The organism is Ileibacterium valens (assembly GCF_001945525.1).
GTDB lineage: Bacteria > Bacillota_I > Bacilli_A > Erysipelotrichales > Erysipelotrichaceae > Ileibacterium > Ileibacterium valens.
On the sequence record NZ_MPJW01000100.1, the window covers coordinates 1 to 23,504 of the forward strand.

Below are 23,504 nucleotides of genomic sequence, written 5' to 3' on the forward strand. Positions count from 1 at the left end.
TGCCTGAGTTCAACAGAATCACAAAAGGCGGAAATCTTCCGTTTCCGACTTTCCTGAGAGGAAAGCTGGAGCACAGAGAAGATTTCCGCCTTTGATGGTATTCAGGGATAACCGGGAATAAAAGCCCATGCAAATTTCAAAAGGTTACGGTTCTTTCCCAAACAGTCTCTTAGCTGCGATATCCGACTTGATTTCGCCATTTTCCATTAGATTGATTTATCCATTAACTATGACTTTTCATTCGATATTGACAGTCTAACAAAACAATGTGGCTTATTAATGAATTAATAATAATTTTAAGTTTTAATGGATATTGTTTCTGCTCTTTGAGATACATTTCTAGTTCTATAAAAACATAGCATTGATTCTAACTTTTGGGATTTCAGAAAACAGGATCTAAAATAGAAAATAGATCTGAATCACAGCAGAAGTTTCAATATCTTGATTTACAAACACAAATCTAAATAGCTTATTTTCCCGCTAAGCTATTATCCAGGAGACTTTATTATGTGCGGTCGTTTTTTAATGAATGAAGAAGCTCTGGCAGCAGTAGAAAACTTTGTAAAAATACCTCGATTGATTCAGGGCCAGCTTGACCTTGGAATGATCTTTCCCAGTAATCCCTCTTTAGTTATTTATGAAGATGGAAATGATTTCAAAGCAGGCATAAAACACTTCGGATTTTTATCTGAAAAACTGAAAAAACGAATTATTAATGCCAGGGCAGAGACAATAGAAGAAAAATGGATGTTCAAAAATGCTTTCCATCATCAACGCTGCGTCATCCCCTGTGCTCTGTTTTATGAATGGAATTCAGCAAAAGAAAGAATTTCATTTACAGAAAATGGGCATCCAGTGATGTATCTTGCCGGAATCTGGATGAAAGATGATTTTGTAATCTTAACCACAGAAGCTAATTCATCCATGGAGCGATTTCATCATCGAATGCCTTTAATTCTTACTAAAGAGCAGTCTGAAGAATGGATTTTGAATTATTCTGAAGCTTCAAAACTTCTTGGTATAATCCCTCCGGCTCTACGGTATCATATTGATACGCCAAAACAGGCCACCCTGTTTTGAAATTTCGTTTTTCTGATCTTAGATAAAAGTTCCTTTTCCTGTCGATCAGTAGAGTGGATTTGAGCTTTAGCATCTATTGATCATTACCGGAATTGAAATAGATAGGCCTGATTATTCGGGCAGGGGGTACCTAAAATGAATAAAGAACTGATTAAAGAATTGCTGAACCTGGATAATGTTAAGCTGGTTGCAGTTTCAAAAAAACACTCTAAAGAAGAAATTGATGAAATGGCCCGTCTAGGGGTTAAAACTTTCGGAGAAAACCGTGTTCAGGAATTTCTGGAAAAGTATGATCCATCCTATTCCTGGCATATCATCGGTCATTTGCAAACCAATAAAGTGAAGTATCTGATTGGTAAGGTAGATCTGATTGAATCAGTGGACTCCTTAAAACTGGCTAAAGAAATTAATAAACAGGCTGCTAAACATGATGTCATTCAGAATATCCTTGTTGAACTTCATGTTTCCAGGTCTGATCTGAATAAAACCGGACTTGATCCCAAAGAACTTCCCGAACTGCTCAGTCAGATTGCTGAAATGAAAAACCTGAATCTGAAAGGGCTGATGTGTATTGCTTCGAATACAGACGATCGAAAGATAATTGAAAATGAATTTGACCGGATGAAAGCTTGGTTTGATACCTATTCCAGAATGTATCCAAGTATGGATACCTTAAGCATGGGGATGTCTTCTGATTATCCAGTTGCGATTGAACATGGATCAAATCAGATCCGTGTAGGAACCGCTCTATTTGCTTAAATTAAAAATCGATCATATAAGATCAGTTCTTACATTTAATCGATTTATCTCGGTTTTTGTCCTGAAATTTATGGTTCATTTGCCAATATGCAGCTTTTCAGAATCGCAAATTTGATTTTTTGACTTGATGTTTCTAAGATGTTACAAGTAATTCAGGATTTCAGCAGATTAGAAATCCTGTTTCTTTCCGGAAATCCGCTGTTCATCAAGATTTCCTCGATGCAGGCGGATTGCATGCTAACAATAGGAGAACGAATGAGTAATAACCCAAACGAAAACCTAAATCTTCCAAATGAAGAACAGAATAAGCAGCCGGATGCTTTACAGTATGAAAATGTTAATCCGAGTACACAGATTGCAGGCCAACCTGAACAGATAACTGACACTGAAGATCAGAGAATCGTTCATCGCGATCCCAATCTGGCTGATGGATATGAACCCAAGCCCCTTACAGAGCCCGTTCAGAGTGCTCCAACAGTTCGGACTGTACGTAAGAAAAAGAAGAAAAGAAAAAGAAGGCTGCGCAAATCGATTCGCTATGCGCTTTTAGCCATCTGTGCAGGTCTTTGTGCCTGGCTATTATACTTTCTGCTTTTTCAGGTCACTGGATCGCATTTAAAATCCGGAAATAACTCTGTCATCAGTTCCACCCCAAATCAGAAAGAAGAATCCTATACCGTATTGATCGATGCCGGACATGGAGGATTTGATGGTGGAAACGTCAGCGAAGATGGTCTTTACCTTGAAAAGGATATTAATCTTCAAATTGCTTTAAAAGTCAAAGCAGCAATGGCTGAGATTAATCCAAAGGCTAACGTGCTGCTAACCCGTGATGATGACAATGTCGAATGGGCCTTCGATGAAATCAGTGATCTGATCGGTCGCACGACTCAACAAAAAGAAAGCAATGCGGATTTCTTTGTCTCTTTGCATTGCAACGCGTTTCTTGGCGATTCTACCGTTCAGGGATATACGCTGTTCATCAACTCGTATGATCCTTTTATGAAAGCTTTCGCGAACAATCTCAATGACGACTTCACAGAAGTAGGTTGGTCAAAGCTTGATTCTATCACTGAAGACTATCTGCTTCAGCTGGTTTCATTAGCTCCTATTCCATCCATTCTGGTTGAACTGGGTTATATGACCAATCCATCCGATATGGCTGGTCTGGTGGATGAGAATATGCAAAATCAGATTGCTTATGCAATCGCCAAGGCAATCAATGATACTTATACTGAAAATGAATCCTTGCTTGAGCAGTCTAAGACTGTTTACAAGGGAATGCAGGCTGAAAAAGATAAGACAATTGCGGAAAATGCTCCTGGATATATGCAGGATGCCATTCACGGTGATAATTCAGCCATCCAGAATGAAACGAATCCAGCTCAGGCTGAACACAATGATCAGACTCCCCAGGATCCGAATGCCGAGCAAAATTCAGAACAAAATACTGAAAATCAAGATCAAAATGCTGAAAACCATGATCTAAGTGCTCAGTCTTCCGAAAATCCGGAAGATCCGCAGTCTTCAAATCCGGAAGATCCAAATTCCGCTGAACAGTAATTCTTATATTTTCAGGATGTTTTAAAGTCGATGTAAACCAATCTTAAAAATAAAGCAGGTCATTTGAAGGATTTCCTTCATAATGATCTGCTTATTTTTTCATTCTCTTTGATTTCCAGGTTTGATTCATTCTGGGATTCCTTATCCTGATTTATCAACGTTGTTTTTATAAATTCAGATTCCTTTACTCAGAAATTAGAACTCGATCCGCTTTTTCATAGGGCTTTAAGGAAGCAATATACTTTTCTTCGAGAGGAATCCATCGATCTCTGAACTGTTTGGCTTTCATTTCACCATTTCTCTGAATAATACGCTGCATCTGAGTCTCTGGACCAATATCCAAAAACAAAGAAACATCGTAATAATCAAATAATGATGGATGAAAGCTGTAGGAGCCTTCAATGATCATAACTTGACTCGGACTGTAAATTTTAGGCTCATCCAGGATCAGGTCCGGGCACAGCATGATCTGCGAAATATAATCCTGATTCTGACTGGCAGGAATCAGAACCTGTTCCAAAAAGCGTTCATGATCTACATTTTCTCCGGGAGCGGCATAACGCTCTGGCGTTCTTTGTTCCATGCGAAGATAATAGTCATCCATATGCAAAAGCGTGACTCGATCTTTAAAGTGATTCATCAATGAAGCGGCCAGGGTGGTTTTTCCGGAAGCGCAGCGTCCATCAATGGCAATGAAGAATGGAGAGTTCTTTTTCGCCTCTATTTTCGATTCAAGCCATTGGATCAGTTCATTCTCCTGTTCTTTGATCAGATTGTTCATATCGAATTTCTTTTCAATCAGGTACGCGTTGATGCTGCCTTTCGATAAGGAACCAGACCTGTTTTATCTAACATCACCATAATGGCTGGAATCAATGTCAGCTGCAGGATTATCCCTGGAATTGCTGAAAGCAGCGCACCTGAAATAAAAGCATTCCAGGTAAACATCTCGCCAGACATTGAAAGAAGAAAAAACATAACTATTCCCCAGACGGTTCGTCCAGCCATCATCGCCGAGATCAGAGAAATATATAAAGTTTTCAGACAGTGCCATTTAGAACTTCCATACAGATAACCAATAACCAGACCATAAGTTCCCAGTTCAAAAGCCATGGCAATCGCAGTTGGAAACAGTACTGGCATTCCAAATATCGCACTTCGAATTAATGGGGTCAGAATCCCCACCATCAATCCATATCTCCATCCACAGATCAGACCGCATAACAGAACCGGTAAATGCATTGGGGAAAGCATAATTCCAATCTGTGGGATCTGGCCAGTTAAAAACGGCAGAATCAGCCCCAGCGCCAGAAACATCGCAGCAAGAGTCAGATTCTTAATATGATTCTTTTTTTTGGACATCTCTTCACATCCTTCCATCTGTACTTTCAAACCTATTTTCTATCCTCAACAAAATTACAGGTTTCAATCTCATCATAATTAGAAATTGTTTATTTACACAATATAATTTGAGCAATTTAATGGTTTTTTTCGGTTTTTTGTTCTTTACTTCTCTGTTTCAATTCTTTCATTAACAGTTAAAGGAAATTTTTACCATTCAATGACTCTATCTCCAAAAGAAAAAGAGAAAAAGTATGAATTCTCTTTCTCTTCTGAAATATTTATTCGATTGTATGAATCAGATCTTTTATATCCAGTTTGTAACTGAATCAAATCGCATGACTTTTCAGATCAAATTTGAAATGACAAGGAATCAATCGGATCTATTTAGGATTTATGAGGCTTTCTTTGATTCTGAATTCGAAGAATCTTTTGAATTTCCTGATTCAGGATCGTTTAAATCTTCTTCTGTCTTTTTAACAGGAATATCAATCTGAACTTCTTCAATTCGATTTTTATTCAGTTTGGATACGCGAAGTGTCACCCCATTATCAAGCAGAATCGATTCGCCCAAATGAGGCAGATGACCAAGCTGTTCAATAACAAGACCGCCAATCGAATCAAAATCTTCAGAGTCTAAATCCAGACCGAGTTCATCATTTAAATCATGAAGGGAAAGATACCCTTTTACCTGCCAGGTATGATCTGCGATGCGTGAAATGTTGTCGTTTTCATTGGCATCATATTCGTCCTGAACCTCTCCAACGATTTCTTCAATAATATCTTCTACAGTCAGAATTCCAGCGAGTTCTCCATATTCATCCAGAACAATTGCCATGTTGTACTGATCCTTCTGCATTTCCTGCATCAGATCAGAGATACTTTTATTTTCGACGGTAAAAACTGGTTTTCTCAGGAAGGAATGAATATCAAAAGGTTCCTTGCCATCAAAGAGAATCAGATCTTTCATATTGATCAAACCGACGACATTATCGATGGTTCCATCGTAAACTGGCATTCTGGTGAAATGATCCTGACGGAACAATTCGAGCAGATCTTCATAACTTGAATGAATATCGGCAGCTGTCACGTGAACGCGGGGGACCATTATCTCTCTGGCTTTTGCATCCGTGAATTCAAATACGTTGCGGATCATATCGCGTTCTTCAGCTTCAATGACGCTTTCTTCATGGGCTACGTCAAGAATCGTATAAAGCTCACTTTCAGTAATGGATGCGTTTTTTGCATCAGAACGGACACCAAGTAATCGAAGAATCATGGTTGAAAACAGGTTGATAAACCAGATCACAGGCGTTAAAACCTTCATCAGAATCGAAATAGTTGGTGCATAGGCTAAAGCAAGCTTCTCAGCTGAACGAGTTGCAAGGGTCTTTGGAGTAATTTCTCCAAAGACAAGAATCAGAAATGTGATCAGAAAGGTCGCAATCGATACAGCTGCTCCGCCAAAATTGTAGGCGATCATACTGGCTAAAGAAGCCATGAATGTATTGACCAGGTTATTTCCGATCAGAATTGCGGAAAGCATCTTCGATTCATGATCAAAAATTTTCAACACCAGGGCAGCCTTTTTATTTCCCTGTTCAGCCAATGAACGAATTCTCATTCTGGATACCGATACCATCGCGGTTTCAGCACTTGAGAAGTAAGCCGATAACATCAGCAAGACAATTAAGATTAAAATTTGTATTCCAGTTTCACTGCTCATATTTTTTATTTTTTCACTTTCTGCCGTCCTTGTTTCAGGATCGAACTCGGGCTCATTCTTCTGCATTGAAGAAAAATGAGCGATAGCGCGCACTTATGCGCAACATTATGACTGAACTTCGTTCAAAATCAATTTAGAATGCATGCAAAATTTTATCTAATGGGAGGACCTGTGTAATTTTCCAAATATTTTTAACATATTTTTTAAGGCAGGATTTATTGTCTGTACGCTTAGTCTTCAAGCAATTTCATCACAGCATAATTTGCCATCAACAACCCTGCCGTGGCTGGAACAAAAATCGCAGATGGAAGAACAGAACCCTGTTCCATATCCATTGGTTTTTCCTTCGAACTGGCCACCATGATTTTTTTTCGAATCTTATTCTTTCTTTTCCAGATCCGGATATTTTTTGCGATTGGATCATATGAAGTCTTTTCAACTTCGCAAACTTCAATTTGTGAAGGATCCTTCTTTCGAGCCATCCCCATACTTGAAATGATTGGTATTTCTTCATTCAGGGCCAATTGAATCAGATCTTTTTTGGATTTGATCGAATCGATACAATCCAGAATAAAATCTGGATGAAGCTCACGAATCCGCTCATTCATGTTTTCATCATAAAATTCTGCAATAGGGATCACTTCAATTTCCGGATTCAGATTGGCTACATGTTCTTTTAAAACATGAACTTTTTTTTTGCCGATAGTATCAAGTCTTGCAGGAAGCTGACGATTGATATTGCTTGCTTCAACCACATCCTTATCAATAAGAATCAGAGATCCGATTCCTGTTCTTGCCAGAGCTTCAACCGCAAAGGAACCCACACCTCCCGTGCCGCAAACCAGTATTCGAGCATTCTTTAATTTTTCAAGTCCTTCTTCAGAGAGAAGAAGAGCTGTTCTTTGGGCGCTTTCACTCAAATAAGTCCCTCCTTTGATGGATAAAATCTCCTGCAGCCACAATTGCCTGATCTAAAGAATTCAGATCATACCAGTAAACATTCATCTGATTTCGAAACCAGGTCATCTGTCTTTTTGCATATTGTCTTGAATGGACGATAATTGCCTGCCGGATTTCTTCCAGCGTTTTTTCCTTTGTAAACCAGTCTTTAAACTCTTTATATCCAATTCCCTGAAAGCTTGTAAACTCCCATGACTCTGGATCAGAAAACAGATTTTCCACTTCTCGAACAAGCCCTTGTTCAAACATCAGATCCACACGTTTTTCAATTCTTTCATCCACAATTTTTTTGTCTGCCTTCAGGCCGATAAAGAAAACATCATAAATCGGTTCATGATTCTGTTTGTTTTCCCTTTCTGTTTTCTTTTCACCAGAACAGGCCATCATACAGGCTCGTATAAGCCGTTTGCGATTATTCGGATGAATCTTTTCAAGGCTTTGCGGATCATTGTTTTTTAAAAATGATACAAGGGCTTCATTGGTTAAAGATTCGAATCTGGTTTTTAATTCAGGATCTTCCTGCTCGTCTGTAAATTCATAATCATATAAAGCCGCCTTGATATAGAGGCCGGTCCCTCCACATATAATTGGCACTTTATTGCGACTAACAATATCATCTATCGACTGCCGACATTTTTCCTGAAATATTTTGACGTTATAAGGCTGATCATACTCCTGGATATCAATCAGATGGTGAACAGCTGCTTTTTGCTCCTGGGGAGTTGCTTTTGCGGTTCCAATATCCATCTTTCGATAAACCTGCATGGAATCTCCTGAAATTATTTCTCCATTTAACTTTTGAGCCAGTTCAATAGCGAGTCTGGTCTTTCCAGTTCCAGTCGGTCCAACAATAGCGATGACTGGAACTTTTGATGTCTTTGCAGGATTCGAATCTTCTAATTTTATTTGATCCCTCATCTTCCTTTCACCTTTCCAATTGAGTCTTCTTGTTAAACCGGTCAGGTTCTTTCAAATTGTTTTCTTAAAAATGGTTCAGAAAGCTTCAGAACAGTCGGTCTGCCGTGAGGACAATGATAGGGATGATCGCATTGTTGAAGATCCCAGATCACTTTTTCCATCTCATCCCGGTTTAATGGCCGGTTAAAACGGATGGAAGAATGACAGGCCATCGTCGCAATCATATGTCTTCGCATATAAGCAATATCAATGGATCTTGTATTCTGAAAACCGGATAACATATCATCAATGAATTTCATCTGATCGACCTGAGAAAACCACAGAGGTTCCTCCCGTAGGATCAGCTGTGACTGACCAAATGCTTCAAAGCTTAAGCCAAAAGGCTCAGTCAATTCATTAATGTGATCAAGCTGAACAAACAGATCTGGAGTAACCGGAATTAAAAGGGGAACCATTCTTGGCTGCATAGCTCTTGTCGGCTTCAGTAATTCTTTTTGAAGCTTTTCAAAATTACATCTTTCCTGAGCAGCATGCTGATCAATAATCACTAATCCCTGTGGATTTTCACAAAGGATATAAGATTCATGAAGCTGACCAATCACAGTTAAATGATCAAAGAATTCCTTACCTACCGCACTCGCATTCAGTTCTCTGGCCTTCTCTTCACTGATCTCTCCAGGAATAAACTCTTCACTTTGAGCGAGTTTGCCTGCAAGCTGAATAATCGGATGGTCGGCTTCAAATAAAGACTCCTGCAGATTTTGAGAATTTTCTCCATTCGAAGATTGTGAATCTTTTACCAGGTCACTTCTTTCTTCGTCCTGAATTGAATTTTTTGTCATTTCAAAATCAGTGGTTTCAGAAGATAACGATTCTTCATGAACGGGTTTCATCACAACAGAAGAATCTTCCTGTGTGTAATCGCGTAAATTCCGATTTTCGCTGATTTGGTGATCCATATCTCCTGAATTTACAGAATTTTGATCATTATCAGACTTGAAGTTCTGTTTATCAAAGTTCTGGTATTCATCACTTTTTCTAAAACTCTGATTTCTAAAATTCTGATTATTATCGGCTTCAGGAAGTTTCTGATGATTTTTCTTTGTGTTGTAAGGATTTCCAGATGGAATAGCTCCATTGAACTGAGCTCTTACTTCCTTTAATAATGCTGAACGTGGAGCCTCCTGATCTTCCTGCCATTTCTGATTAATGGATCCGCTTTTTACTCCGTAATTATCAAAATGAGGATTTCCTCTCAGACTGTCCATTTTTTCCTGATTTGGATTCATCATTTGCACCAGATCCGACTGAGCCTCTATGGGTCTGGACCGGTTTGGATAGGAGAGCTCAAGTTTTCCCTGAGTCGAAGGATCAGACTTTTGTTTTTTTCTTTCATAGGAGTCATCGATTGAGGGGGTGTCGAGTTGATCATAAAATAAATTTTCAATGGTATTGATGATCAGCTGACTTAAAAATTCTTCTTTCGACAACCTTACTTCAAGTTTATTCGGATGCACATTCACATCGACTAATTGCGGATCCACTTCAATATTGATTAAGAAGATCGGATAGCGGTCTTTCGGCAGATATTCCCGATATCCTTCAACGACCGCATTGGTAATCGGCCAGGAACGGATAATTCGTGAATTAATGGAGACATAGATGGAGTTTTTACTGGCCCGGCTGATCTTTGGTTGTATGGCATACCCATCAATCTGAAAATCATCACTCGATGCAGAAAACGGCAGACAGTTTTCTGCCGCTTCGCGCCCATACATCTGATAAAGAACTTCTTTCTGATTTCCTTTCCCTGATGTCTGAAAAATGGTTCGCCCATCATGCTTTAATAAAAAGCGAATATTCGGATGCGATAAAGCCAGTTTATTTACAGCTTCAGCAATCACCGAAAATTCATAATTCGCTTTTTTCAGATATTTCAGCCGCGCTGGAGTTCTTGAAAACAATCCTCGAACTTCAATTCTGGTTCCTTTCGGACAGGCGTACTCTTCATGAAGGGTATTCGATCCATATTCAAATTTGATGTGCGTTCCCTGATTTCCGTCATTGGTCTGCAAATCGACACTCGCCACTGCTCCAATTGAAGCCAGTGCTTCTCCTCGAAATCCCATTGTCATGATCTTAAACAAATCATCTTCTGTTTTTAATTTTGAAGTCGCATGATTCGAAAATGCCAGCAAAGCATCCTCTGGATCCATTCCATCCCCATCATCGGTGATGATGACGCCGCTGATTCCACCTTCAAAAACTTCAATTTCAATGGAGTTTGCATGAGCATCCAGAGAATTTTCTATGCATTCCTTTACAATATTCATCGGACGGCTGACCACTTCACCTGCTGCAATCAGATTGCTCAGATGATCAGACATCACCTGGATTTTTGCCATGGGTATTCCCCCTTTCCTTATAAACATTGAAAGACAGAGAATTTCCTCTGTCTTTTGCATTGGTATCGGTATCTTTAGGTTATTTTATTCAATTCCGAATGATTCAGCAGATCTTCAGATTTTCATAATTCATTGATGGCATGAATATCTTTGATTACCTGAATACACTTATATGAATACACAGGGCTGAACAGATCCTGAATCATCACTTTTCTGTGACCGCTTCATTAGCAAGATTTTTCAGCTGATACAGACAATCAAGAGCCTGTCTGGGTGATAGAGCATCTACATCGAGTTCTTCCATTCGTCTTAACAGTTCATTTCTGGCTGGATTACTTTTTTCCATGACAAAGAACGATGGCTGAAATGTTTTTCCTTCATCCTGCTCTTCATATGTTTTTAGCAGATCTTCAGCCCTCGTAATAACCATATCCGGAAGTTTAGCCAGTTCAGCCACATGAATTCCATAGGATTTATCCGATTTACCTTCTGTAATTCGATAGCGAAATTCAATCTGACCATCTTTTTCCTTCACGTCCGCATGAACGTTTTTAATTCCTTCTCTCTGGTTTTCAAGATCAGTCAGTTCATGATAATGCGTGGAAAATAATGTTTTGGCTTTTATGGCGTCTTCAAAATATTCAATCATCGCCTGAGCCAGAGCCATTCCATCATAGGTGGATGTTCCCCGACCGATTTCATCAAAAAGGATCAGAGAGTTTTCATCGGCAAACTGCAAAGCCTCATTGGCTTCCATCATCTCCACCATAAAGGTCGATTTACCTTTCATCAGGTCATCATTGGCTCCAATTCGGGTAAAGATGCGTTTAAAGATTGGAAATTCAGCTTTTCTCGCAGGAACAAAACTTCCCATTTGAGCCATGATCACAAGTAAGGCATTCTGACGAAGCCAGGTCGATTTACCACCCATGTTGGGTCCGGTGATGATCTGAATATGATTTTCTGTATCCATTTTCCAATTGTTTGAAATATACCCGGAAATCATCTGCTCTAAGACCGGATGCTTTCCTTCTTCAACATCCACCCTGTGTTCTGAATTGAAGATTGGACGTACATATCCATAATCATTGGCGATTGAAGCTAATGAAACACTGACATCAATCAAAGCCATTGCTTTGGCCAGTGTATGAAGATCATTCAGTCTTTTGCGGATCGTATTCAGAAGTTGATCAAAAAGTTCCTGCTCGAGGGCAACTTTTTGTTCCTGAGCCGACAAAATTCGGCTTTCAAGATCCTTCAGTTCGTCTGTCACAAATCGAGTCGAGTTGCTGAGGGTCTGTCTGGGTGTATAACCATATTCATCTTTGACCATAGATACAGAGTTCTGACGAATATCGATGTAATACCCAAAGACCCGGTTATATCCAATTTTTAAGTTTTTAATCCCGGTACGTTCCCGCTCACGCATTTCCATATTTAAAATCGCCTGAGAGGATTCATCCGCTAAAACTCGAAGTTCATCCAATTTCTCGTTATAACCTTTGGCAAAAACATTTCCTTCTTTAAGAGTCAATGGAGGATCTTCCTGAATTGCCGTATGGATTTCATGATACAGATCACTGCAGTCATCAACCGTTTGCAGGAATGGATAACAGGAATGCAGATCTTTTGAAAGTTCAAGAATAGGGGCAGCATGTTCAATTGATTCAATCAGCTGCAAAACATCTCTTGGACTGGCAGAACCATAGGAAATTCTGGCAGCGAGCCTTTCCATATCATAGACAAAATCCAGATGGTCTCTTAACTGATCACGAAGCAAAAATTGATCGAGTAAAATCTGGACAGCTTCCTGACGATGCCTGATTCGTTCAACGTTTGTTAGTGGAGATTCAATCCAGTTTTTCAGCATTCGGCTGCCCATACTGGTCAGAGTACGGTCCATGAATTCCCATAAGGATTTGGCTTTTGAACTGGTGGATTGAGTTCTTATCAGTTCAAGATGACTTCTGGTATCTGCATCCATAACCAGCTCTTCTGGATCATGAAGCAGTTCAAGTTTCATCAGATGATCTGCATGCTGCATCTGTGTCTTTTGAATGTAACCAATTAAGATCTGCAGCGTATTCTCCAGAAGTTCGTCCTGCATTGGCAGCAGGGATTCATCTTCCAGAGATAATGGCATCGCTTTTTGTAAAGATAAGACAAAATCCTCTCTTGAGCCTAATGCCTTAATCCAGGATTTATCCACGCTTCGATCATAAACCAGCTCGCTGATCTTCATTTCAGCAAGCGCCTGATTTAAAACACTTAACGATTTTTCCAGGATTTCATATTTTAGCTTACCTGTTGATAGGTCGCAGAAAATAAGGCACATCTGCCATGGATTGGTGTGCAAAACAGCCATATAGTTTTCGCTGCGGTCATTCAGATTTTCTTCCATCCATGTCCCGGGGGTAATAATTCGTACAATTCCGCGTTCAACCAGGCCTTTTGCTTTTGAAGGGTCTTCGAGCTGTTCACAAATCGCTACTTTGTAGCCTTTTTTGATTAATCTTGATATATAGGATTGAACAGAATGATGCGGAACTCCACACATGGGCGCTTTTTCTTTTCCAGCTGCCCGACCGGTTAATACTAAGTCGAGTTCGCGAGAACAGATTTTTGCGTCTTCAAAAAACATCTCGTAGAAATCACCGAGACGATACATCAGAATGGGTTCTGGATTTTCCTCCTTGAGCTGCAGGTAATGCTGCATCATTGGAGAGTACTGTGATTTTTCAGTCGACATAGAGCAATTATAACAAATTTTCCAAGTCCAAAATTTCGCGGTTCAGGTTTGTTATAATTGGAAATTGCTTATCCTGAAGGGGGGATTGCCTTGAAACAGACGATTCAGTTAGGAAAACGGATTATTCGCATGGATTTTGGCTTTATCGCCATTTTATTACTTCTATTTGCGACGAGCTGTTTTGCCTTATATAACGCTTTTAATCTGATCAGTGTAGGGTCAGGGGTTTATTATCTCAACCGTCAGATCATGTGGTATGGTATCAGTTTTCTGGTGATGGCCGTGATTTGCCATTTCTCAAATCGTGAGCTATTCAAGTACGTAGATACCATCTATAAGGTCCTGCTGGCTATTCTGATTTATCATGTTTGCAGCCGCTTTCTCGATCGTTTGATCGGTCATTCCCTGCCGCTTGCTGGAAACATCAATGGAGCCTATTCCTGGTTATCCATTCCTTTTTTAGGAAGCTTTCAGGCATCGGAATTCATGAAGGTCATTTTGATTATTAAAACAAGCATGACCATCTCGCATTTTCAGAAAATACATCCGGATCCAACACCAAAGGATGATATGCGCTTATTCATTGAAATTATTCGCTGGTGTCTGCTTCCACTGATTCTGATCCTACTGCAGCCAGATACCGGAGTATGCATGATGATTGGCTTCACCTTGTTAATTCTGGTGATGTGTTCTGGAATTCGAAAACAGTATTGCATCGCTATATTTGCCATCATCGCATTTGCGATTGGTTTATTCGCTGTTTTATATCTTTACTATCCAAGTGTGCTTTCCGCAGTTACCTCGCAGTATCAGCTCAACCGAATTGAAGCCTGGCTTCATCCGGATGATTACATCTTAGGATCAAGCAACCAGCTCTATACAGCGCTGCTTTCATTGGGAAGTGCAGGATTAACAGGGCATGGAATGCAGGCCAACATCATTGCTATTCCTGAGGCCCACACCGATTTTATCTTTGCCGCTTTTGGACAATGCTTTGGACTGATCGGTACTGTCTTCATCCTTGTTGTTTGCGCTCTGCTCGATCTTTATTTGTGTAAGATGGCTTACAATACCAAAAAGAAAACAGACCGTCTGATTATTATTGGAACGATCGCCATGCTCTTTTATCAGCAGGCACAGAATATCAGCATGATTGTCGGACTGCTTCCAATTACAGGAATCACACTACCATTAATCTCTTATGGCGGTTCTTCGACACTTTCCTATTTCATATTGTTTGGATTGATCATGAACATGTCTCCTGCCAGCAAGACACATATTCGTTTAAAAAATCCTGTTGTTGAAGTTGAAAAACGAATCAGACGCTCGCAGAGAAATAAAGCTCTTGCAATTGAAAACAATCAGAATCAGGTATCTGAACAAAAAGGCGATAACAAAGGATTTTCCCATCGAATTCGTTCAGGAATTAAAACCATCAATCTGAAAACCCATATCCGTTCTCGTGCAGTGAACCCGGATCTTGAAATCGAATCTCAGGACTCTATGAAGAAGGAGAAGAAGGAAAAGAAAGACACTAAATTTTCGAGATTTAAAAATCGCCTGACTAAGAAAAAGGCCGAAACAACCAAACAGGAAGAACCTGTTAAGAAAGCTGTTTTCTTTAGTATCGATTCAGTAACAAAGTCGGATCCAGATCCAATTGTAAACACGCATCCAAAGACTGAATTAGAAGAAAACCAGGAGCTGTTTTCCAACATTCCAGATCAGCTGGACATCATGAAGGGAGTTGCTATATCAACTCCAAACCATCTGAATGATTTGATCCACATCGTTGATGGTGAAGAAAATGATGAAAATGGCGATTTCATTAACAACAGAGACAACTTTGAAATGACAGATCTTTTTGAATCGGTTCGCGCCATTCAAAAAGACCAGCCTGAGTTTAAGATTAAAACTTCTGATCATACGATTGAACAGGAAGATCAATTTTCTTTTCAAACTCAAAAGAATACTAAAATGCGCGATCAGGACTAAACTTATAATAAGAAATACATGAAAAATCACTTAACATCTGATTTTCATACTATAATTCAGATTTTATTCATCTCCTATTTATGCTCAGATTGATTTCAATTCTATGAATACTTTTCAATATTTCTGGATTTGAATCGGATAATGGAAAAGGCTCGGTAACTTAAAAAAGGTTACCGAGCCTTTTTAAATAGGAATAGGGCCTGAATCTTGCAAAATATACTTTTTTCGGTGAAGTCCTGATTTCCAGTTTCTTGGCATGAGGAAAATGATATTCAAGATAGTCAGCACAGATTGCGCTGTCCTTTAAAGAATCTCCTTCAATCTGCAAAATCCGATCGCTTTTCATAATGTATGGATTTCTCAGGGAGTGATGATTCTTGTGGAATACTGGCATAATTTCATTGAGCTGAATGATATCTAACCCATTATCGACCACGGCGCCCATTAAACCGCGATTTGCGCCTGTACTTCCAGCCTGGGTAGCAACGCAGATACCGCTGCCTGTAGTCTGTTCAAAGAATTCTCCATCAATACTTATGTCATAGGTCACTGTATTGTGAAAATTACCAATTCTGAACTCATTGAAGGCATAGGTCACCTCATCTTCATCATTCACTCGCATTTCGAGTAAAGGAGAAGCTTCGATCTCAGCTTTTCCCGTTAGAACATCTTTGACAAAGCCTTCAAATTCCTTGGAAGTGTAATCTGTAAAGAAACCTAAAGTTCCGGTATGAATTCCTACAAAAGCCAAATGATCCAATTGATCAACATAATAATGAATAGCTCTCAGAATGGTTCCATCTCCCCCCACGCAGATCACAAGATCAGGGAAGTGATCGTCGAATATATAGCCTAACCGGATATCAAAAAGTTCATGAATCTTCTTGCATAACTCATTCGAAAATTCATCCTCGCGACTAAAAAGGGTATATCTCATAAAAGCCTCCAGAATCTCACTATATTTCTACTGTCAGGATGCTTCTGATTGAATCAGAAACGAATTTTAGTTTGATTCAAAATCAGTTTAGCACTATTCGGATAATTACTTTTCATTCATATTTTCTTAAAAGTATAAAGTTCCAGGATCTAAGTTGTCCCTCAGCAAAAATCAGTCAAAATAGAATCAGATGAACTATTTATCTTTTTTGCAAAGGAGAAATCTATGTTGAATAATCAGGAAAGAGAATTGAAAGTTTTATTGACCAGAGAACAATATGAAAAACTTCTGAATTCATATGATTTTAATTCTCCAGTCTTACAGAAGAATACCTATTATGATTCTGCAGATGAAGAATTAAAGAACAAGAAAATTGGGTTGCGGATCCGTATGATTGGAAATCAGAATATCCTGACTGTGAAAAAACCAAAAGATGCAATCACAAAATATGAATATGAATTTCCAATTTCTGATGAATCGATTTCTATAGAAAATCTTCATCCATCGGAAAGAGATCATCTCGAATCAATCATTCATGTTGATCAGCCAGTTTATCCGACTGTTGTCTTTGAAACTGTTCGATATAATCTTCAGACTCAGGATGCAACAATTTCACTTGATCAGACTGATTTTGATGGCCATAGAGATTATGAACTAGAATATGAATATCTTGAGGATCATGACGGGATCTCAAAGCTCAATGAGTTCTTAAAGCCAATAGGAATTCAATACGAAAAAAATGGCCCGAGCAAACTAGCCAGGGCCTTCCAATACAAAAATCAGGATAAAGAAAATTTGTGAGTTAAACGATAGAAGAAGGATTTTGAATTGTATTCTTCTTCTTTTCTTTTGTATTCTTCCGCTTTAAGTCGAAGTTCTTCTATTTCCTGCTGAACCTGATCTGTCTTTTCAGTTCCTAGTTTCAGATCTTCCTGTAGTTTAGTATTCTGATTTTCAAGTTCAGATTTCTTCACATTCAACAGATTGATTTCAGATTCCTTTTTCTGAATTTCTAATGCCTGGGCATCTTTTAATTTCTGATTTTCAGATGTTAATTCAGCAATCTTTTCATCCTTGTTCTTCTGCTCAAGAAGGAAGGTTTGCTGGGATTTCTCTATTTCAAGTCTTAGCTTTTCAGTATACAGATGTTCAAGTGCAGCGATTGTCTTCTCTTTTTCAGATAGGATCGCTTGAAGCTTCTCATTTTCAAATCGAAGCTCCATCTCGACTGTGGATATTTCGTGCTTTTCTTTCCTGAAATAAGTCGAAAGTTTTTCTACACCTTCTGCTTTTATAGTAATTCTGCGCGTTTCTGGATTTTTATATTTCCAATGCTTGTCAGGATAATCCTTAACCAGCTTTGCAACAGCCTTATCCACTGTATTTCTGGACTTGGAGAAGTGCTGGCATATCTGCGCGATATCCATATCATAAAAGACATCGATGGCCTGGTCTGTCATACTTACTCCTTCCTATGATTATCTTATGATCACTCAGTAAATGAACTTTTAATTCAAATTATCATCTGCACATGAGGACCACTCTATCAGTCTGCTTCACAACAAGTGACGGTTTTCAGACTCCTGTAATAATGATAATCACAAAATCATAAAAATCAACTGAAATTCATTCATATGAAATACGAAAAATCAAGTCTTGTAATTACCGATTTTCCTATGAAGTAAATATTCATTTATTATTTGCTTTACAGGAAAGTTTCATAATCGATTTCAAAAATCACATGAAATCATATATCGATTTATTGAACTCAGAAATGATTTAGTTTTTTCATTTCCCTTATTGAACAGTACATAAAGTAAAAATATGAACAAGTTTTGAAAATTCATCTCGAATTCCTAAATCAACTTTAACATCTTATGAAAATCCTATATCAGAATTCTCGTCATTAATATTAATTTCATTTTTGTCTAAAAAAATCATCTATTTAAAATCAGCACAGATAATCTGATTTATTATTTATATTTCATATTCTTTTCATCTGATCAGTAGATTTAGTTCTTTTATCTGATCATACCATTCAGATTAATTTCCAAAATCAGAAAAATAAATATGATTGAGATTATTTGAAATCGAATATTAAATCTTTTCTTATCATATGATTAATATGATTAAATTATACAAGATATGAATGTGGATATGATTTATTAATTATAGATAATTTACAAATTCTTTAATCATGTAAGATTCATATAATTCGTATTATCCTTTTTCATTAACCTTTCTGATTTTCAGAATTGAATTCAGAATTTTCCATTATACTATCCATTCTTAGTACATCTATTTAAAAAATCTTTCGAAAATTCATATTCCCATCACATGAACACTCATAAATTGAAAGTTTTATAAATGATCTTAATCATTTTAATTTGAATATTTTTTATTACATGGCTTTGCGCTAAATATGATTTCAAAAGGTTTTGTTCATAATAAATTCTTTTTTTTCATATACGAAATCAGATATTTTGTATTTTTTTTTGGTTATCTATCATTCTTCTTTGCTTTTCATATCTTATTTCCTATGATTAGAAGAAAATATATCTTATCTTTTATCTAAATCATATTGTAATCCTAAATTATTCTCCAAGTTCTTCTACATAAGTATTTCACCCAAATAAAACAACGTGAATAGTCAGGTGATAATCATCTGCTTATTCACGTTGTTTTATTTTTTTTCTTCTACTAATTTATTTTGATTTCTATCATCTCTTACTTCCGGTAGATAGAACTAATAAATCATATGAAAATAAACGTTAAGGATAGTATCATTATTGATTTTGTTAGATGTTTAATTAAAATTTCTAATTTTTTAATTACCGACTTTTTAAAGTCAGATTAATTTCAGTTCTCGGAGAATCGCTGAATTGATACACCAATATTGTCAATTTGAAAATCATATCTGAATCAGCTGATCACTCAGATTTGCTCTTTCTTCTGCCTTCAAATGCTCTAGCCAGTGTTCTTCGATCTGCATATTCAAGATGTGATCCGACAGGTATACCAGATGCTAGCTGACTTACTTCTACTTTATCCTCTAGTAATTTTGATAGATACAATGAGGTAGTTTCACCTTCTATATTCGGATCCAACGCGAGAATTACCTCGTTTACAGTACCATCGATTCGATTCATTAAAGAATCAATATTCAGTTGATCTGGAAGAATTCCTTTTGCGGTATTAATCACTCCGTTCAGAACATGATATGTTCCATCATATGACTGCATATTTTCAATTGCACTTATATCTTTTGAATTCGCCACCACGCAGATCTGGGCATGATTCCTATGATCATCAGAACATATGCTGCAAATATCCTGATCACTCAGATTTCCGCAGATCTTGCAGCGTTTTACTTTTTTAATTCCATTTAATGCTTTCAGAAACTGGTCTAAAACCTCAGGTTCCCAGTTCATGACTTCATATGCATAACGTTCTGCAGTCTTCATACCGACTCCAGGCAATCGATGAAAAGCATACATTACATCTTCAAATTTATCTGGATACATATTTTTCCCTCTTTCTTATTTTTTGTTTATCAAATCTTAGAAGTTGATTTATTAAATTGATTAAAGAGCAGAATCTATCTTCAGTACTAACAACTTGCGGATTTCCAATTAGTAATTATTCATGTTTACAGAAACTGCATTCTGATAATCATTGGATTGTCATATTCTGATTCACGTCACATTTATGACTTAAGTATTTTGTTCATAGGAACATGAGTCATTTCTCATGAGTTCATTGTGAATAATCATATTTTTAATTTCCATAGTATTTTGTTTATCTTGAATTAATGAGCAGAACTAAATAAAATATTCGAGTTTTTAATAACCAAAAGTCAAACCGATTCTTCTATACAGTATTTCTTCATTCTGGTTGAAGAAGAGTAGATATTCATTTCGTTATCCATGAGTCTACAGATGTTTTACAAAACAACTACAAATTGTTCTACTTCTGAGAATACAAATTTGAATCATCGCCTATGGTAATTCCCATCATTCATTTACAGAAAATATCCCAATTCATATTATTTATCTGATATTCAGGTTGAAGTCATTCTTTCTGCATCAGATTCTATGAAATGAAATCCTGATTTTCAGAGGAAATTTAAATGTTCATACATAAAAATTCCTTGTTTTAATTTTATTGGATCACTAAGGCAGGGTATTGTAGATCTTGCTTTCTGTTTTTCAATTGATTCTCTTTTACTTATATTTTCTTCGATTCCATCTGGTCAATCATCAATTATCTCTATGTCAGGAAATATTTTTTTGAGATGCTTTTCAACATCAAAGTTCTCTTCTTCTTTTTTTGGCTTCAATTCAATTTGAACTGGAGAGGGAAGTGAACCCTGTTTCTGTCTTAATACAAATTCCTTTATCAGGTTCTTTCGCTCTGAAGTCGTTATGGCAAATACTTTCTTACGAACTCCGAGGACACTTTCGGTATAGTCTTCAAAACCATATTGGTCTTCCAGATTGTTAGCCTCGTCGCTTAACAAGTCTGAGTTAAGTTCGATTAAAATAAAATTGACACCACTGGCGACAGGTTTGTAATTACGAATAGAAGCAGCAAAACGACCAAATTTCAGATCATTCAGATCATTTCCAACATGAGATCTGAATAGTTCATCTTTCTGCTTTTCTTCTTTCGAAGCCTGAACCAATAAGCCCAGAAGCATCTCTTTGTCAAATTTTTCCTTTTCAGATTCACTTTTTTTCTCGCCTGATGTTTCACGTGAAACATCAGATTTCCAAAATATCTCTGAAAGCTTATGATTTTCCTTTATTTTTGGACTTCCAGGCCTGTTTTGACTCTCTTTTTCTGACTGATCATATCCTTTTTTCTGCGAAACCTGAATGGATTGGCGGCTTTCATATCCAGAATTCTGAATAGGAATAACTGGTTTCAGAAGCGTTTTAAGCAGTGCCACCTGAATATAATCAAGAACATTCGAAGAATAATTCAGCTTACTGTAAGTCTCCATAAGATCGGATAGAAGATTCGATCTTTTCTGAATATCTGAATTTACGAAATACTTCTGAAGCACTGTTTTCTGTGCCTCTGAAATTAAAGTTGTATTTTCAGAGAGAGTAAACAGCATTGAATTCTTCAATAATCGAATGAAGTCTGATACGAACCTTCGCAGATCCATTCCCTGATCAGAGAATTGATTTAGCATGTCAATCATTTCTTCTGCATTTCCATTATGAACTTTCTCAAATAACTGACCGATATCATCATCAGTGATCACGCCATAAATATCTCTCACATCATCTCCATTCAAGGATTCTGGTGAAAAGGCGATACACTGATCAAGAATCGAAAGAGAGTCTCTCATTCCTCCCTGCGCAAGAGAAGCAATCAATTGAAGAGCTTCATCATCAGCTGAGTAATTTTCGTATTCGCAAATTTGTTTGAGTCTTCCTTTAATATCTGGATCAGATACTTTGGAGAAATCAAAGCGTTGGCATCGTGAAAGAATAGTTGGAATAACTTTGGCAGGTTCGGTAGTAGCCAAGATGAAAACTACATTTTCTGGCGGCTCTTCAATCGTTTTAAGCAGGGCATTAAAAGCCCCTGTCGTCATCATATGTACCTCATCGATAATGTAGACTTTATACTTTCCGAGAATCGGTGCGTAATAAACTTTATCAATTAAAGATCGCACTTCATCAACTCCATTATTGGAGGCAGCATCGATCTCCACAATATCTGGATGGTTACCAGCCAGGGAAGCCTTGCAGTTATCACATTCTTCACAAGGAATTTTATCTTTGTCGGTCGTACAGTTCAGAGCACGGGCAAAGATTTTTGCAATCGAAGTCTTTCCAGTTCCTCGTGGTCCAGTGAACAAATAAGCATGAGCTATTCGATCTTTATCAATGGCATTTTTTAAAGTCTGAACAATATGCTTTTGTCCAACGACTGAATCAAAATCAGTTGGTCGGTATTTCCTGTAAAGTGCTTGGTAGGCCATTTCTTTTTTCTCCTTTCTCATCCTGTTCAAAATCTGCCAGCTCAGAAATCAAAGCCTTTTCTGATATTTGAGAGTCAATACAATCTTTTTGTGATTTTATACTTGTTTTCAGTTTTTCCGCTTTTTTCAGTTTTCTCTTATTCCTAAAAAAATCAGATAATAACTGTCCGCATTCTTGTTCAAGAATTCCTCCCAGATAATTGGGATGATGATTATATGCTGAGACTTCAAAAAGATTTACAACCGATCCACAACTTCCACCTTTCGGATCATAGGCACCAAAATAAACATTTCTGATTCTGGATTGGATTATGGCTCCAGCACACATAGGACAAGGTTCTAGAGTAACGTAGAGATCGCAATCATCTAATCTCCAGAATCCAGTCTGCTTACAGGCTTGCTCAATAGCGATAATTTCAGAATGAGCTGTAGACTTCTGAAGAACTTCTCTTTCATTAAATCCTCTGCCAATGATCTGATTCTCTTTGACAATTACGCAGCCAATCGGGACTTCATCCAATGATGCCGCTTTTCTGGCTAGCCTCAGTGCTTCATTCATAAATTTCTCATGAACGCTTAATTCTATATCCTGATTCAATTTTTCTGAACAATTCGCCACAACAATCCTCTTTCTTCTCAAAAATTAAACGATAAATAGTAAACCTGTAAGTATTATAATCGACATTTAATCGTTGATTGTCTGATCTCAACCTTCTCAACATAATTTATTGTGGTCTGAATTCTCATGTTAAATTCATTTGAAAGATTCCAATGTTCATTCAATAATTCGAGATTAAAACTTTATTCCTGCGCAATGAATAATCTGTCCAGAAGATATTTCGACGTGAATCAGACCAATCTATAGGTTAATTAACAGCTCACATAATCTGCTTTAATATCTGATTGTTGAATCAAATTGAAACGATATTAAATTTATGAAAGTTATCAATGTCATTAAGTTAAGCAGATAGAAGCGCGAATTGCTCCGCACTTCATCGTGGTGTTCAGAATCTACCAGAAATTTTTATCTGGAATCAGCCATTTTTCGGCTTCAAGCCTCACGAATACGATAA

General features: G+C 37.5%; 17 protein-coding genes. 5 read left to right on the forward strand and 12 right to left on the reverse strand.

Going from position 1 to position 23,504, the window contains the following annotated elements; translation table 11 throughout:
- Window positions 1-507 precede the first annotated feature (507 nt).
- The 3 genes from BO222_RS04580 (at window position 508) to BO222_RS04590 (ending at window position 3,402) form a co-directional block, all read left to right on the forward strand.
- Entirely contained in the window at window positions 508-1,080 is a 573-nt protein-coding gene (locus BO222_RS04580) for an SOS response-associated peptidase (RefSeq protein ID WP_075818787.1), read from the forward strand.
- A 135-nt stretch (window positions 1,081-1,215) separates the two neighbouring features.
- Window positions 1,216-1,839, forward strand: a complete 624-nt coding sequence (locus BO222_RS04585; protein WP_075818789.1) for a YggS family pyridoxal phosphate-dependent enzyme — start codon at window positions 1,216-1,218, stop codon at window positions 1,837-1,839.
- Window positions 1,840-2,094: 255 nt separating this feature from the next.
- Window positions 2,095-3,402, forward strand: a complete 1,308-nt coding sequence (locus BO222_RS04590; protein ID WP_158024555.1) for an N-acetylmuramoyl-L-alanine amidase family protein — start codon at window positions 2,095-2,097, stop codon at window positions 3,400-3,402.
- A 184-nt stretch (window positions 3,403-3,586) separates the two neighbouring features.
- On the opposite strand, the gene BO222_RS04595 is transcribed toward BO222_RS04590, so the two are convergent.
- The 7 genes from BO222_RS04595 to mutS all read right to left on the reverse strand — a co-directional run bounded on the left by BO222_RS04595 (window position 3,587) and on the right by mutS (window position 13,501).
- Window positions 3,587-4,183, reverse strand: coding sequence for a uridine kinase family protein (locus BO222_RS04595; RefSeq protein ID WP_075818793.1), 597 nt, complete (start codon window positions 4,181-4,183; stop codon window positions 3,587-3,589).
- Between the two features lie 17 nt (window positions 4,184-4,200).
- Complete coding sequence (locus BO222_RS04600; RefSeq protein ID WP_198931997.1) at window positions 4,201-4,764, reverse strand: ECF transporter S component; 564 nt, start codon at window positions 4,762-4,764, stop codon at window positions 4,201-4,203.
- Window positions 4,765-5,137: 373 nt separating this feature from the next.
- Complete coding sequence (locus tag BO222_RS04605) at window positions 5,138-6,469, reverse strand: HlyC/CorC family transporter (RefSeq protein ID WP_075818798.1); 1,332 nt, start codon at window positions 6,467-6,469, stop codon at window positions 5,138-5,140.
- Window positions 6,470-6,699: 230 nt separating this feature from the next.
- The gene (locus BO222_RS04610) at window positions 6,700-7,389 is read right to left on the reverse strand and encodes a tRNA threonylcarbamoyladenosine dehydratase (protein ID WP_075818800.1); all 690 of its coding nucleotides are present in this window, start codon (window positions 7,387-7,389) and stop codon (window positions 6,700-6,702) included.
- Window positions 7,382-8,347 (reverse strand): tRNA (adenosine(37)-N6)-dimethylallyltransferase MiaA, encoded by a 966-nt coding sequence (miaA, locus tag BO222_RS04615; RefSeq protein ID WP_075818802.1) that lies wholly within the window; start codon window positions 8,345-8,347, stop codon window positions 7,382-7,384. The genes BO222_RS04610 and miaA overlap by 8 nt, the downstream gene beginning before the upstream one ends.
- A 41-nt stretch (window positions 8,348-8,388) precedes the next feature.
- The gene (gene mutL / locus BO222_RS04620) at window positions 8,389-10,752 is read right to left on the reverse strand and encodes a DNA mismatch repair endonuclease MutL (protein ID WP_075818804.1); all 2,364 of its coding nucleotides are present in this window, start codon (window positions 10,750-10,752) and stop codon (window positions 8,389-8,391) included.
- 205 nt (window positions 10,753-10,957) lie between these two features.
- Window positions 10,958-13,501 (reverse strand): DNA mismatch repair protein MutS, encoded by a 2,544-nt coding sequence (gene mutS / locus BO222_RS04625; RefSeq protein WP_075818806.1) that lies wholly within the window; start codon window positions 13,499-13,501, stop codon window positions 10,958-10,960.
- Window positions 13,502-13,591: 90 nt separating this feature from the next.
- Here mutS and BO222_RS04630 point away from each other — a divergent pair, with 90 nt between their 5' ends.
- Window positions 13,592-15,496 (forward strand): FtsW/RodA/SpoVE family cell cycle protein, encoded by a 1,905-nt coding sequence (locus BO222_RS04630; protein ID WP_083647672.1) that lies wholly within the window; start codon window positions 13,592-13,594, stop codon window positions 15,494-15,496.
- Between the two features lie 160 nt (window positions 15,497-15,656).
- Here the strand turns inward: BO222_RS04630 and BO222_RS04635 are convergent, their stop codons facing one another.
- The gene (locus tag BO222_RS04635; RefSeq protein WP_075818810.1) at window positions 15,657-16,433 is read right to left on the reverse strand and encodes an NAD(+)/NADH kinase; all 777 of its coding nucleotides are present in this window, start codon (window positions 16,431-16,433) and stop codon (window positions 15,657-15,659) included.
- Window positions 16,434-16,658: 225 nt separating this feature from the next.
- Here BO222_RS04635 and BO222_RS04640 point away from each other — a divergent pair, with 225 nt between their 5' ends.
- On the forward strand, window positions 16,659-17,234 hold the full coding sequence (locus BO222_RS04640) for a CYTH domain-containing protein (RefSeq protein ID WP_075818812.1): 576 nt from the start codon (window positions 16,659-16,661) through the stop codon (window positions 17,232-17,234).
- On the opposite strand, the gene BO222_RS04645 is transcribed toward BO222_RS04640, so the two are convergent.
- The 4 genes from BO222_RS04645 to tadA form a co-directional block, all read right to left on the reverse strand.
- On the reverse strand, window positions 17,213-17,893 hold the full coding sequence (locus BO222_RS04645) for a hypothetical protein (protein WP_075818815.1): 681 nt from the start codon (window positions 17,891-17,893) through the stop codon (window positions 17,213-17,215). The genes BO222_RS04640 and BO222_RS04645 overlap by 22 nt on opposite strands.
- A gap of 1,470 nt (window positions 17,894-19,363) precedes the next feature.
- Window positions 19,364-19,957 (reverse strand): recombination mediator RecR, encoded by a 594-nt coding sequence (gene recR / locus BO222_RS04650; protein WP_075818817.1) that lies wholly within the window; start codon window positions 19,955-19,957, stop codon window positions 19,364-19,366.
- A 728-nt stretch (window positions 19,958-20,685) separates the two neighbouring features.
- Complete coding sequence (gene dnaX, locus BO222_RS04655; protein ID WP_075818819.1) at window positions 20,686-22,431, reverse strand: DNA polymerase III subunit gamma/tau; 1,746 nt, start codon at window positions 22,429-22,431, stop codon at window positions 20,686-20,688.
- On the reverse strand, window positions 22,391-23,050 hold the full coding sequence (tadA, locus tag BO222_RS04660) for a tRNA adenosine(34) deaminase TadA (protein WP_075818821.1): 660 nt from the start codon (window positions 23,048-23,050) through the stop codon (window positions 22,391-22,393). The genes dnaX and tadA overlap by 41 nt, the downstream gene beginning before the upstream one ends.
- Window positions 23,051-23,504 lie beyond the last annotated feature (454 nt).

Bases quoted from the DNA above. Each gene is read 5' to 3' on its own strand.
- BO222_RS04580 (WP_075818787.1), top strand. From the start codon at position 508: ATGTGCGGTCGTTTTTTAATGAATGAAGAAGCTCTGGCAGCAGTAGAA.
- BO222_RS04585 (WP_075818789.1), top strand. From the start codon at position 1,216: ATGAATAAAGAACTGATTAAAGAATTGCTGAACCTGGATAATGTTAAG.
- BO222_RS04590 (WP_158024555.1), top strand. From the start codon at position 2,095: ATGAGTAATAACCCAAACGAAAACCTAAATCTTCCAAATGAAGAACAG.
- BO222_RS04595 (WP_075818793.1), bottom strand. From the start codon at position 4,183: ATGAACAATCTGATCAAAGAACAGGAGAATGAACTGATCCAATGGCTT.
- BO222_RS04600 (WP_198931997.1), bottom strand. From the start codon at position 4,764: ATGTCCAAAAAAAAGAATCATATTAAGAATCTGACTCTTGCTGCGATG.
- BO222_RS04605 (WP_075818798.1), bottom strand. From the start codon at position 6,469: ATGAGCAGTGAAACTGGAATACAAATTTTAATCTTAATTGTCTTGCTG.
- miaA (WP_075818802.1), bottom strand. From the start codon at position 8,347: ATGAGGGATCAAATAAAATTAGAAGATTCGAATCCTGCAAAGACATCA.
- mutL (WP_075818804.1), bottom strand. From the start codon at position 10,752: ATGGCAAAAATCCAGGTGATGTCTGATCATCTGAGCAATCTGATTGCA.
- mutS (WP_075818806.1), bottom strand. From the start codon at position 13,501: ATGTCGACTGAAAAATCACAGTACTCTCCAATGATGCAGCATTACCTG.
- BO222_RS04635 (WP_075818810.1), bottom strand. From the start codon at position 16,433: ATGAGATATACCCTTTTTAGTCGCGAGGATGAATTTTCGAATGAGTTA.
- BO222_RS04640 (WP_075818812.1), top strand. From the start codon at position 16,659: ATGTTGAATAATCAGGAAAGAGAATTGAAAGTTTTATTGACCAGAGAA.
- BO222_RS04645 (WP_075818815.1), bottom strand. From the start codon at position 17,893: ATGACAGACCAGGCCATCGATGTCTTTTATGATATGGATATCGCGCAG.
- recR (WP_075818817.1), bottom strand. From the start codon at position 19,957: ATGTATCCAGATAAATTTGAAGATGTAATGTATGCTTTTCATCGATTG.
- dnaX (WP_075818819.1), bottom strand. From the start codon at position 22,431: ATGGCCTACCAAGCACTTTACAGGAAATACCGACCAACTGATTTTGAT.